The sequence below is a fragment of the Psychrobacillus sp. FSL H8-0510 genome (assembly GCF_038008345.1).
Classification (GTDB): domain Bacteria; phylum Bacillota; class Bacilli; order Bacillales_A; family Planococcaceae; genus Psychrobacillus; species Psychrobacillus psychrotolerans.
The window spans coordinates 151,874-165,256 of the sequence record NZ_JBBOYZ010000003.1 but is presented as its reverse complement, the minus strand read 5'-3'; the positions used below and the strand labels follow the sequence as shown (position 1 = coordinate 165,256).

Annotated in this window: 15 protein-coding genes; all 15 read left to right on the top strand. The window is 35.0% G+C overall.

Features of this window, described 5'->3' with window-relative positions:
* Positions 1-209 precede the first annotated feature (209 nt).
* Positions 210-2,147 (top strand): sigma-70 family RNA polymerase sigma factor, encoded by a 1,938-nt coding sequence (locus MHI40_RS22950; protein WP_340765951.1) that lies wholly within the window; start codon positions 210-212, stop codon positions 2,145-2,147.
* A gap of 1,063 nt (positions 2,148-3,210) precedes the next feature.
* Entirely contained in the window at positions 3,211-3,426 is a 216-nt protein-coding gene (locus MHI40_RS22945) for a hypothetical protein (RefSeq protein ID WP_093496720.1), read from the top strand.
* Positions 3,427-3,550: 124 nt separating this feature from the next.
* Positions 3,551-3,724, top strand: a complete 174-nt coding sequence (locus tag MHI40_RS22940) for a hypothetical protein (RefSeq protein WP_340765944.1) — start codon at positions 3,551-3,553, stop codon at positions 3,722-3,724.
* An 89-nt stretch (positions 3,725-3,813) separates the two neighbouring features.
* Entirely contained in the window at positions 3,814-4,176 is a 363-nt protein-coding gene (locus MHI40_RS22935; RefSeq protein WP_340765942.1) for a YobA family protein, read from the top strand.
* Between the two features lie 144 nt (positions 4,177-4,320).
* Entirely contained in the window at positions 4,321-4,485 is a 165-nt protein-coding gene (locus tag MHI40_RS22930) for a hypothetical protein (RefSeq protein WP_340765941.1), read from the top strand.
* Between the two features lie 40 nt (positions 4,486-4,525).
* Positions 4,526-4,750: a hypothetical protein gene (locus MHI40_RS22925; protein WP_340765939.1), complete on the top strand. Its 225-nt coding sequence runs from the start codon at positions 4,526-4,528 to the stop codon at positions 4,748-4,750.
* Positions 4,751-5,161: 411 nt separating this feature from the next.
* The gene (locus tag MHI40_RS22920) at positions 5,162-5,386 is read left to right on the top strand and encodes a hypothetical protein (RefSeq protein ID WP_340765937.1); all 225 of its coding nucleotides are present in this window, start codon (positions 5,162-5,164) and stop codon (positions 5,384-5,386) included.
* Positions 5,387-5,992: 606 nt separating this feature from the next.
* Positions 5,993-7,072, top strand: coding sequence for a hypothetical protein (locus MHI40_RS22915; RefSeq protein ID WP_340765935.1), 1,080 nt, complete (start codon positions 5,993-5,995; stop codon positions 7,070-7,072).
* Positions 7,073-7,370: 298 nt separating this feature from the next.
* Positions 7,371-7,700: a hypothetical protein gene (locus MHI40_RS22910; protein WP_340765933.1), complete on the top strand. Its 330-nt coding sequence runs from the start codon at positions 7,371-7,373 to the stop codon at positions 7,698-7,700.
* Positions 7,701-8,960: 1,260 nt separating this feature from the next.
* Positions 8,961-9,206 (top strand): hypothetical protein, encoded by a 246-nt coding sequence (locus MHI40_RS22905; protein WP_340765931.1) that lies wholly within the window; start codon positions 8,961-8,963, stop codon positions 9,204-9,206.
* Between the two features lie 617 nt (positions 9,207-9,823).
* Positions 9,824-11,161, top strand: a complete 1,338-nt coding sequence (gene ltrA, locus MHI40_RS22900) for a group II intron reverse transcriptase/maturase (protein WP_340765929.1) — start codon at positions 9,824-9,826, stop codon at positions 11,159-11,161.
* A gap of 173 nt (positions 11,162-11,334) precedes the next feature.
* Entirely contained in the window at positions 11,335-11,826 is a 492-nt protein-coding gene (locus MHI40_RS22895) for a hypothetical protein (RefSeq protein WP_340765927.1), read from the top strand.
* 174 nt (positions 11,827-12,000) lie between these two features.
* Positions 12,001-12,276 (top strand): hypothetical protein, encoded by a 276-nt coding sequence (locus MHI40_RS22890; protein ID WP_340765925.1) that lies wholly within the window; start codon positions 12,001-12,003, stop codon positions 12,274-12,276.
* A gap of 303 nt (positions 12,277-12,579) precedes the next feature.
* Positions 12,580-12,855: a DUF2651 family protein gene (locus tag MHI40_RS22885; RefSeq protein ID WP_340765923.1), complete on the top strand. Its 276-nt coding sequence runs from the start codon at positions 12,580-12,582 to the stop codon at positions 12,853-12,855.
* A 181-nt stretch (positions 12,856-13,036) separates the two neighbouring features.
* A complete protein-coding gene (locus MHI40_RS22880; RefSeq protein ID WP_340765922.1) occupies positions 13,037-13,294 on the top strand; it encodes a hypothetical protein in 258 nt (85 codons plus the stop codon).
* Positions 13,295-13,383: the final 89 nt, after the last annotated feature.

Genomic DNA, 13,383 nt, shown 5'->3' with positions numbered 1-13,383 from the left:
ATGAAAATGAAAAGTTTTTTATAAAACCCCAGTCATGCCATTCAACTATCGTTCCATATATTTTAATAACGTCCATTTTAAGAACTGCTTGGGAACTAGTTTTTAATGAACTCGTCCATTTTCACCATAAAATTATGAGCTTTAAAAATATTTCACGAAATGAAACCTTTACACTAAAATCGTACTCTAAGTTAGTAGGAGGGAATGCAATGAATCAGTACATACAACAAGCACTTGCTGGCGATGAAATTGCAATCTGGCACATAACAACGATGCATAAGCCTAGATTACTCGCTAAAGCATATACATATATGAAAAATAAACAGGATGCGGAAGATGTTGTACAAGAAACGTTCATAAAAGCGTTCGGTGCACTGGCTCAGCTGAAGGAACCGAAATACTTTGCGACATGGCTATACAAAATATTGATTCGGGAAAGCTTTTTTGAAATGAAAAAGAAGAAGCGCACAGAGTTGTCAGAGCTAGAAATCATAGAACAATTTCAGTTACTAGACCAGGAAAACAGTGAGGATTACAGCGAGTTACATAACGCAATTGAAAGCCTAAAAAAAGATTACCAAATGGCGATTGTATTGCATTATTTTTATGATTTTAAAGTTTTTGAAATCGCTGAAATGCTAGGGAAGCCGAACAACACGATTAAAATGCATCTGCACCGCGGCAGAAAAGCGCTCCGCCTAAAGCTAGAGGAAACAGTGCCACAACCATTACAACAAAAGGACGTGAAACGCATGTTAAAAAAACAGTTATTAGACTTAGCACAGCAATATGTAAATGTTCCTGCTTACTATGAGTTAGAAGTTGAGGATTATCATGAGGATGGAATTGCATCGTTCATGTGGAAAGGGAAAAGTAAGGATGAAGGAGTTTTTATTCGATTAGATGACAAAGGGCGAATTGACGACTTTACGAAACCCCCCACAAAAGAAGGTACTCCGATTACTGAAGAATTGAAGCTTGAAATAGCTCAACGACAGCTACGTGAACAATACCCGGAAGCAATATCGTATTATACACTAATAGAAAAAAATAAAAAGGAATCGAGTACAAGCTTTAAGTTTGGACAAGTTGTTAGCGGGTTTCCATTAGACGGTTTTTATTGTCTTATTGAAGTCACCGATCCAGGTGAGGTCATTCATTTCACTTATACAGGCTATATGGAAAATCCTCCAGAAATACCAAAGAAGCTTTATCCTCCGGAGCGTATTTTAAATACATTGTACGAAGGTGATTGGTTACTTTGTGCTGCAAGCTTTAATAAAAAATATGATTCCGTTGCAGAGTCAGGTATATGTGCAATCTATGAGTCAGACCTATTAAGGCAGGCTTATGATGCGATGACAGGGCAACCATTATTTGATTACGACGTTGAGTCAAAGCTAAACTATATGCCGTTTCCAAAAGTAGAAGCGTTACCAAAAAAGGTCAAAATTGAAGAGATCGTTGGCATCAATGAGGAATGGGAGCAATATGAAGAATTAGGTATGTGCTTAGATGATGCATATGAAGAGCTTAATTGGCGTCCTAAAGGCTGCCAAGATTCTGAGGGGAAATCATACGATCATTACATCAAAAGTAAATTTGAAAATCGGGTAAAAGCAAAAGTGGATAAACGTACAAAGCGCTTGGATAGTTTCATTTGGTTTACTGAAAATGAAGGTGAGGCGAAGCTTTCTGAAGAAGAATGCTTAATAATTGCTGCACAGTTTATTCAAACGTACTACCCGGAGTACACACCATATTTATATCTAGAGGTGAAAAATGTAGAGGACATAGAGGAAAACCGCGCCTTTTTCCGATTTATAGTGAAGAAGGATGGATTTTTCGTTGAAAATGAGTTTTTCCATATGAATATTAGTAAAAAAACAGGCGCAATTTTGATGGTTTTAACACCGAATATAGCGGTTGAATGTATCGAAATATTTGAATCAAAAGCCATTAAGCCTCTTAAAGAATTACTATCACTAAAAGACTTAAAAGTACACTTGGAATGGAACAAGGTGTACGGGAAAACAGAGCGGGGCGAGGACAAGATGCGCTTTGTTTACCGTATTCGGATGACGAATGGTGCTTTTATAAAAGGGATTAATGCGGAAAGTGGAGAGATTATTTATAGTTTAATCTAACCAATTAAATGTATAGATCTGATGCAACTCTTATGCAACAATCGGGCGCGATTGTTGCATAAGCCTTTCTTCAAAGCTCAAATATAAAATAATCGACCTTCTTCGCCACCCGTAGTATCCTATACCCATTTTCCCCATTTTCATTCTCTGTGGTGTAGCGCTGGTTTTGCGCTATATGGATGGCTAACGGGTGCTTTACTTCAAGATGGAGTAAAGCATTTTTCATATTGAACTAACGAAGTAGGTGTGCGGCCGAGCCTAGGTCGTATCATATAGCGGGTGGGATTCCCGTCGAGAAAGAACTAGCCATTCACTCGTAGCGAGTCTTGGAGGGCTAATGGTAACATTCGCCTTTAAGCGTAGACAGTTAGGTGGCGGGCCGAAAGCCAACTGGTTGAAGGGATTGAACTCCATAATGTTAGTAAATCGAGAGGGCTGATGCCTTAAGCACAGCAGAAAGCTATATTTTATCCATCGTTAAAGGCAAGAAGGATAAAACCTCTCTGGAGTCAGAGACCTTGGCACGTCACACATTGATATGATACGGCTACTCGGGAGGCCCTACCGGTCTTTTCTTCTTATAGAAGAGTATGGTGTACAAGCGATAATAAGCAAGGAAACCAACTGCCGTTGTAGGGAGTCGGATAGCAGCGTAGTACCAATGAAGTTGGGTAATGCCGATGGAGGAAAGGCTGCTACCAAATGATCACCCTCACTAGGGACACATTTACTACACACAGCGGTAGAAATAATAAATGTAAACTAAACTATTGAGGATAGCAGAATCACCATTTTGTGAATGATGATTTGGAGGAGCCGTGTGCGTAAATAGCGCAAGCACGGTTCTGTGAGGGGGGTGGAACACAATCTACCGTAAGGTAGAGAGGTTCCCTTCTACTCGACTACTTCAAGAAGGGGTAAAGCCTTTTTTCTTATTGTAACGTAGCAGTTTAGTTGAATAAGGGGAACTTTATTTTTTGAAATAATTTGAACTTCTATTGCTTTTATACGTAATAAAGTAAAAGAATAGGTTAGTTCAATTGAAATAAAGGAGGGGATGAAAATGAGTATCTTTAAAAAGGTGGATTTAAAAGGCTTTTTATGGGTTTTCATTATGGCTTTATTTGGAGTGTCTTTTATAACGCATACCCATAGTTATTTCAATACTAAAGAAATAAATTTACTCATCACTGGCTGTTATGAAAATGGTGGAGAAGTCAAATTAGAAATCCATAATAATCTCACAAGTAGTTATTCTTTTGAGTGTAAGCCGAAATAGATTTAATTGTAAATATTCATTGTAACGGAGGAACTTAATTTAATTGAGTTCCTCCATTTCTTATTGAACTAACGCAGCAGTTTAGCTCAACGGAGGGATGGCTATTAAAAGTTTGATAAAATCTATGATAGGTTGGTTTATTGGTGTGCTTATAGGTGTATTTATTATAAGTTTATGGGAAAACGGAGAAGTAGACTGGGGATATTTTGTTACTTTGAGTATAGGTGGTCTAATTGGTGCAGTTATCTTAGGAATAATAAAAGCTTTTAAAAATGATGAAAGTAAAAAACACAATTGAATTTGTTATCTTATTGAACTAACGCAGCAGGTTAGTTGAATAAAGGAAAACGTTTTTTTAATAAAACAACTATTTGTAGGAGGGATAGAATGAAACTTTTACGGTCTTTTTGTACAACTTTAATCTTGTTGAGTTTTATTCTCTTAATAACTGGATGTACAGAAAATAGAACCATACCGAAAGAGGATGGTTTTAAGATAGAAGGTTATATACTTGAAGTAAGTGAAGGAGAAATACTGGTTGCAGAAGGCATTACTTCAGAACAATATGAAACACTTAAAGATAAAACAATTCAAGAGTTGGATAATGAAAGGATTTCACTTATCTTCCTAAGTTATGAAGATACCGGTAATCTCAAGATAGGTCACAAAGTGGATGTATGGATTGATGGTGGTATTAATGAATCTTATCCTTCTCAAGCTGGAGCAAAAAAAATCGAGATCAAAAATTAAAAAAATATTGTTCAGCTAACGGGTGCTTTACTTCAAGAAGGAGTAAAGCCTTTTTTCTTATTGAACTAAAGCGGCAGTTTAGTTGAAGAAGAAAATCGGAGTTTTTATGTCGCATATGACACATAAAGCGAGGGAGTGAATCAAGTGGAATTTAAAAAAGGCGATATTGTGGAAACAACCTACAACAACATCACAAATAGAATCGGTGAAATTATCGCTATATATGAAAGAGCGGTGACTATCATTGGAATGGAAGGTGAAGTATCACACCACAAAAAAGAACTGTTGAGGATTGTGAAAAACGATTAGTACTTTTGATTCATATAGCGACATAAGGGGTTGATAAACAATGTCTATATTTACAGTTAAACGTAGTTTAAAACAGCTATATATCGAAAAACATGCTGTTGAATATTTGTTAGCAAGAAAGAAAGCAGACATGGCTATCAAAGGGTATGAGCCAACCGTTCGAGAAGTTGCGGATATAAAGTCAGAAGAAGCACTCCTTAACGAAATTTTAAAGAATATCGAATCTGCTGAGCAAGTTGTAAAGAGAGATATTGCCGATATGTAACGCCACAGTACGACCATGATATGAAAGTAATCTATTTCACTTTTCTGCTTTAGAAATAGCAAAAAAGACAATCGCAAAATATAAAATCGATATCAAAAAAACTAGCCAATTATCGTTCAAAGTGTTCACTCCGTTTTTTTATTTAAAAAGTTGGATAGCTAAAATAAAATCATCTAATATGCGTAAACGTTAGATTCAATAATTTAGGTAAAGTAAAAGGAAAAAATCTTATTTGCGGTATTCCTTTATAAAAACAAGATAAATAAACACTGTGTATCCAATAAGTAATGCTAAAATAATTAAAATTTTACTCAAGACACTGACCTCGTTTTAGTATTAGTATGGACAGATGTTAATGGAAACAAACAATTACTTAGAATCCTGAAATTATCGTACGAAAGGAGATTGAACATGGCTAAAAAAGAAGTAAGAACATGCTTTAACTGTTCTGAACACATGCCGCCAGAAACAGAGCATTTCATAATTGATGGTGATCCGTATTGTAAAGGTTGTGTTGAAGTTAGAGAATACACAGCTTGTCAGTATTACTTAGCTGGGGATTTCATGGGAGATTCAGAGAATGATGACAGAGTTGACCACATTCAAGATTACGATGATGAATATGAAGAAAGCTAATGCACAGTTCGACCATAATGTGTAGTAAAAGAGAAGGTGCTTATTCAACTAACGGGTGCTTTACTTCAAGAAGGCGTGAAGCCTTTTTTTTATTGAACTAAAGCAGCAGTTTAGTTGAACAAGACTTTGAAAAGTGAAAGGATAATATTAGGAAGTGCGTGATGGAAGACAATAATATTCAATGATAATTAATGTTGATAAGCTGTTGGGTTTTATAGAAAGCAATTATCATTAGGGAGATCCATTTCATGCTTTGTAAAAATTGCTTTGGCTAGACGCAGAAATCTGTTGCACATCAAATAATAGTAAAAATCTCCAACCATTTCCGTTAGTTTAGTTTTGAGGTAGTTTACAAAAGACAGCCAGCTCAATATGAAACCGCTAGAGAAGAAATACATTCTCTAGCGGTTTCTTGTTTTCGAGAATAGCTTATCTAATGATTAATAATATTGTTGGAACTAAAGTAAGTTTACATTTTACCAATAACCAATATATGGACATCTAACCATAATATAAAACTAGAAGAAAATTCCGAAGTATCATATTCTTAATAAGGCTTATGAGAGATAACTTAAATAAGACTAATAACTTTTTAGGAGAATATGAATGAAGAAACTTTTATCTGTCGTATTAGCGACTGGAATTGTAGCAGCTAGTACATTGTCACCTTTTGCTAATGTAGAAGCAGCATCCATCACTAAAGCAGAATCTTTAGTGAAAATAGCAGAACAACACGCAGGAGCTTTAAAATGGCAAATTTCTTATGAGCTTACAAAAGAAATTAGATATCCAGACATGAAAATTTTTAACTTAACAAAAGTTGCTTATTTAAATGCAAAAAAAGAGATTGCTAACGTAAGTGTTAAGGATAAAGTAAAGTTAGAAAAACGTCTAGAAGATAACGTTGGTATTCATTATAGCCGTGCAATGGGGTATATTGATGCGATAACTTCTGGAAAGAAAATTGTAGATAAAGCAAACCAATTTAATTCTCTATATGTAGCAAATCCTACATCAGATGTAACAGAAAGAAGTTACCATGAATTATCGAGCGAGATTCGTAAACAGGCAATTTTATTATATCGTGTTTACGGTAAGTCTACACGTGGTGCAATACTTTCCCAATACAAAACTCCTGGTGAAAAGGCTCTTCAATCTGCCAAATATGTCATTACTGCGAAGATGCACTTAGATGAGCTAGACGAGATGATTACTAAAAATGCGGATCTTAGAACAGTAGAGACACATGTTGCTGAATTCTTCGACTTACTAGATGTAATTGAAGATGAGGTAATTATCAGTGACCTATACGATGCCTACCATGTAAGTATTAAAAAGGATTCGAACTTTATTGCACAAGAAAAAGAAATTATTGAGTTCTTTAAAAAAGCAAATGAATATGCGAATACCGAAGATCTTGAGGGTATGTTTGGTCTATACAGCGAAGAGTACCCTGACTATGCAAACCTCAAAAATGAAATTGAATCTACGTTTAAAGATTTTGACGTAAAATACGAAACATTAGGTCTAGAGGTTCAATATATTGTGGACGGAACAGCACTAGTTATTCAAGATGAAAAGTCGATTATCGATCAAACAGAAGAACTTGAAAATACGTACGTTTATCTTTTGAAAAAAGATGCGTCGGGTGACTGGAAATACTACGATATTTTAGACATACAATAATATTAAAAAGATTCTTTAATAGAATGAGTGAAACGTATTTTTTATCCCTATATATGAACTAACACAAACAGAAAACGGTGTTTCCTGTATTCAACGGAATGTGTAATCTATGGGGAATAAACAAAGCAAGTAGATGGATAATAATCGTGTTAGATGTTAGAGAGGCTCTGCAAAAACGCAAAATAAAGAGCTCTAAAAATAGAAAAATAATAGAATATGTTTAAGTTAATAGACTTTATAAATTAACGAATGCTCTCATTGTTATTTCTAGTATAATAATTGAATAGGGTGGATAAAAATGTTGAACGATTTATTTTATGGAATGAGAGATATTAATAACGAATATACAGAGGTTGGTGTCAAAGCTAATAAGACAGGAAAGGCTATCCATATGCCTGTAACTCGTCAATGTAACATTCGTGTAGACGTGGAAGGGATAGAGGATAAAGCAACTTTAGCTATTATGTTTGAGGAATCTAATGACGGTGTTTCTTTTAGCGAGATTGGTACTTTCCCTATCCCTGACAGCGCACATGGTATTTTATTAGCCAAATATAAATCGTATATACGTTACCAGCTTATTGTTGGTGGAACTAACCCGAATATGGACGTTATTATTCGTTTTTAATTTTACCTGTTTTTTCAGTATTTTTTTCCTCCAATAAAACCCACTAACTTTAATTAGTTGGTGGGTTTTTTGTATATTTATAACAAAACGGAATGAGATGCTTAGGAATAATTTTGTTAAATATTTTTATTGAATGTTAATTAAGATTTAGAAGATTGGATGCCTTTTTCAAATTGAAATATTTATATTAAGAGAATTTATTTAAATAACAGGGTTTTTAAGTAAAGAACATGGAATTGTTTATATGTAGCTTTATTTTCTTATTTCACTAACGCAGCACTTTAGTTAAAGAAAGGTATAGTTGGTTGGACGGAGAAGTAGTTATAATTTGGGAATATAAAAATTCCGCATTTTACACTTAGATATTAGGCTTAAATAAAGGAATTATATGATAGTGTCAACTTGGAATTTTGTGATTATACAGATCAAGTAGCATTCATAGTATATTTCGGCGATTCATTTTAGTTGAAGAAGAGAATGGAAGTTTTTATGGCGCATTTGAATCCCGCCCAGGAACATAAGTGCGCCGAACTGGGAAATTGCTTCTCGACATCTGTACCGACTTAGGCTAAAATTTGTTTGGCCATTATTTATTGAATAACTATTTAAATAAATTAGGAGAATTCAAGTGGTTCACAGTTAATTTAGACAAGGATATGGTGTCTGTGTTTCATTCGGGGCACTGGGGGACGGAATTCTTTGTATCTAATGCATTGAAAAGTGATGTTGTATTAATCAATAGTATAATTCCAGATGAAACAATTTTTCATCAAAGTTAACAATTCCTTATTCAACTACCATGAAAATTAAGAAAATGCACAAAATTTATAAAATTGCATAACAAAAGAGACTCAAAAATTGCTTTTTTAAAAAAAGGCTGAGCCTTCAGAATGTTAGTATTAAGTTAAAAGGTAAATCAAGAATCAACTCCATTCTTGTAAGAATAAAGGCAGGCTGGTGCAATAACCAGAGTAGGATTAATCTCCCATGAGTGCTACTCGTAAGGGAGCGACAGTCTGTGATGCACCCTGGTCGTCGGAGTCAGACTAACGGATGGGCTCAATGGCACCATAGTTGATCGACCTTCTTCGCCAGCCGTAGTATCCTATACCCGATTTTCACATTTTCATTCTCTGTGGTGAAGCGCTGATTTTGCGCTTCATGGATGGCTAACGGGCCAGTTTAGTTGAAGAAGAGACGTTGAGGTTCTATGTCGCATTTGACACATATTGTGCAGTAAATAGAATGGGGCGATTTTTTATGAATAATGACAAAATACTAAATGAGACTGGTAAAAAAGTGTTTGAAGAACTGAAGAAGCATTCAAAGGGATTGGATAAAAACAAGAATACACAATCCTATGCTAGTGCATTAACAGATGAAGAATCTCATGTGTTACATCAAAATGAAACTTTACAAAGAAACTTTAATAAAGTGTTAGGTCAATTACGTTCCGAAAATATTAAATTTGATATAGAAGTTATTGAGCGGAAGAAAGATGATTGATGCACACTTCGACCATAATGTGTAGTAAAAGAGAAGGTGCTTATTCAACTTACGGGTGCTTTACTTCAAGAAGGAGTAAAGCCTTTTTTTTATTGAACTAAAGCAGCAGTTGTGCGGCCGAGCCTAGGTCGTATCATATAGCGGGTGGGATTCCCGTCGAGAAAGAACTAGCCATTCACTCGTAGCGAGTCTTGGAGGGCTAATGGTAACATTAGCCTTTAAGCGTAGACAGTTAGGTGGCGGGCCGAAAGCCAAATGGTTGAAGGGATTGAGCTCCATAATGTTAGTAAATCGAGAGGGCTGATGCCTTAACTGCGGTAGAAAGCTACATTTTATTCTTCGATAAAGGCAAGAAGGATAAAACCTCTCTGGGGTCAGAGACCTTGGCACGTCACACATGGATATGATACGGCAACTCGGGAGACCCTACCGGTCTCTTCTAATAGAAGAGTATGGTGTGCAAGTGATAATAAGCAAGGAAACCAAATGCCGTTGTAGGGAGTCGGATAGCAGCGTAGTACCAATGAAGTTGGGTAATGCCGATGGAGGAAAGGCTGCTACCAAGTTATCACCCTTACTAGGGACACATTTACTACACTCGGAGGTAGGAATATTAAATGGAAACAAAACTATTAAGGATAGCAGAATTAGCAAAATCTGATCCTAAAATGAAATTTACATCTATTGTCCATTTACTAAATAAGCAATCTCTAGTTCAGTGTCATCTTGAATTACCTAATAAGAAGGCTACTGGGATTAATGGCACAACTAAAGAGCAATACAGTGAAACACTAGAGGAAAATATAGAGGATTTAGTAAGTAGGCTTAAAAGTAAAAGTTATCATCCTGTTCCCGTAAGGAGAATGTATATTCCGAAGCTTAACTCCAACAAGAAAAGACCATTGGGGATACCGGAACATGAAGATAAGATTGTACAGAAAGGCATTACAAAAATATTAAATGCTATCTATGAAAACGATTTTCTAGACTGTTCTTTTGGGTTCCGCCCAAATCGTAACTGCCACGATGCTTTGAAAATATTAAATTATTATATGGAAAAGAAATCAGTAAATTATATAGTAGATGTAGATATCAAAGGGTTCTTTGACAATGTTGACCACATATGGATGATGGAGTTCTTAAAACTGCGAATCGCTGACCCTAACTTACTAAGAATTATTGGTAGGTTTCTTAAAGCTGGATACATGGAGGAAGGAAAGAAATACAAGACAGATAAAGGCACACCGCAAGGTGGAGTAGTGTCTCCGATACTTGCCAATCTATACCTCCATTATGTCCTGGACCTGTGGTTTGAGAAGGAAGTTAGAAGAAAGTGTAAAGGACATGCATACATAGTTAGATATGCCGATGATTTTGTTTGTTGCGTTTGTTGCTTCCAATATAAGAGCGAAGCTCAGGAGTTCTTTCAATCATTGAAGCTGAGATTACAGAAGTTTAACTTAGAAATAGCAGAGGATAAGACCAAAATTATTCCCTTCGGGAGATTTGCGGAGAAAGATGCAAAACTAAAGGGAAATGGAAAACCTGACACCTTTGATTTCCTAGGTTTTACACACTATTGTGGAAAGAGTAAATCTGGATACTTTCGTGTGAAATGGAAATCAAGCAGGAAAAAGCTACAAGGTAAACTAAAGGAATCGAAGGAATGGATAAAGAACAACCGAAATAATGGTATTCATATGATTATGGATAGATTTAAACGCTCTCTTATAGGTTACTACAACTACTATTGCATCATGGATAACACTCCAAGTGTTCACCGCTTTAAAGACAAAATCCAATATTTACTGTTTAGATGGCTCAACAGAAGAAGTCAAAGAAAATCCTTTACTTGGGATAAATTCAATCTCTTTCTTCATAAATATCCGTTACCATCACCAAGAATTAAGGTGAATATATACGACTTAAGAAAAGAGATTAGCTATATTTTGTGAATGATGACTAGGAGGAGCCGTGTGCGTGAATAGCGCAAGCACGGTTCTGTGAGGGGGGAGGAACACAATCTACCGTAAGGTAGAGAGGTTCCCTTCTACTCGACTAGCGGAATAAGAGATATAATTATTATAGCTATACTCGTAGACAATTGATAAAGGAGAAATCGCATCTTATGTTTAGTTTTTTAAATATAGCAAAATTAAAAAAAGATGATTTAAAAGGCATTGCAAAATTAATGTATCGGGATTTATCAGATGATTCCTGGGATAAAGAGAACCTAACTAAAAGAAATTTAGACTTCACTATTGAGAGCATTCGTTATATTGATATGTATGTAAAAAGATTAATAAATACGGATTTTGGTACTGAACTATTAAATAAGCATTTTGATAATTTTGTGGTTCGAATAGGTGCGTATATTGGTGAGGTTATCAAAAATTATATTAATCAAGACTTTTACTGGTATGAGTCTGATTCTGTACGTAATTACTCTCCCAGTCTTGATGAAGAGTTAAGTGATAGCAAAACACAGAGTGTTCTTTATTCTAAAAAGAGGGATATAGTGATATTACCTTTGAATGTGGTATCGCAATTTTTGAGAGGGAACTCTCCATACAGTGATCTCCTTACTTACGTAGAAGAAGTGATTAAGCAAAATACTTAAATAAGAAATGTACTTCACAAACGGGTGCTTTAGTTAAACAAGTGGCTGCCTGTAAGGGTAGCTTTTTCTTATTGAACTAACGTAGCAGGTGTGCGGCCGAGCCTAGGTCGTATCATATAGCGGGTGGGATTCCCGCCGAGAAAGAACTAGGGTTTACTAAGGGGGATATGAAAATTGGAAATGAAGTATAGTAAGTACTCAATCATTCTCATTGTCGTTGGGATTTTTATTGCGTACATGATTTTTCCGCCTATCAATATAACTTTTGGAAAGTGGTCTATGATAGCCATACCCATCGGTTTTGCTATCTATTTAACAGGCATAACACTTGGAATTATCGCTTTCTTTAAGAAAGAAAAAGGGTTTATTAAATATATTTCGTTAATTTCTATTTCGCTGGGTGTTTTGTTTGTTGTATTCCTCTCTTATATATTCGGAGGAGAAATCTAAGTAGTATTGAAAAATTTCAATATGTTTCTTCAATTAACGGGTGCTTTATTTCAAGAAGGGGCAAAGCACTTTTTATTGAACTAAAGCGGAAGGTTAGTTGAATAAGAATTAGAAATAATAATTGTCACCTATTTGTTCGAACCCCCTTTAACAGGAGATTATTAATCAAATAATAAAACGATAGAAAATTGAAAAAAACCTCTATAAAGTGTAAAGTTACACCACAAGAGTAATTTGTTGGTGGTTTTCCCTTATAATGTTTCGGTATAATTGTTGCTATATATTACTAAACGGAGGGATATTATGAGATTAATAGACCCATTTCTGATGCAGTTGTTCATCGTTCCCTTGATAGTCATTGGATTAGGTGTTATAGCATCTGCTCTAGTTAAAAAGGTATTTATTGCACCTTTAATAACATTGTTTCTGAATGGTCTATATGAAATTTGGTACATTAAATACTATTATCCTGATTCAGAAATTAGCTTCACATCTTGGAATTTTATTTTCCCTCTAATTTCATTAGTAGTAGCTTCGATAGTAGTACCATTTCTAAAACAAAAAAATAAACAAAATTAGCATACCTAATTATAGTAGTTATTTTTTATAAGGTGTTTCCTCAAAATGATGTTATTCAACTATCGGGTGCTTTACTTCAAGAAGGAGTAAAGCCTTTTTTCTTATTAACTAACGAAGCAGTTTAGTTTAATAAGACATATGGGTTATCATGGTAATAAGAGGTTGTACAGGGGGTGTCTAAGTGAAGTTAGTTCTTCAAGCAATTATTGGTTCAATCGTAATTCATGTAGTCTATTCTATGGGTATGATGTTAGTCGGTTATATAAAAACAAAAAATTATAAACCAGATTTTGCAAGTGCATGGGATAATGTAGAGACACTTCAAAGTGAAGTAGTTTTTAGTAAAGGTAGTTCTCCTTTTCTTTACTTATTAACATTTTTAGGAGTAGCTGTAATTTGCGGAATTATAATATTTTCATATAAAAAACTGTTCAACTAACGGGTGCTTTAGCAAAATAAAACTAACGAGAAACAGTCTGATTTGTTATGCAAATAATGCAGAAAGTAATGTAAGGCGTCTTTGTAATA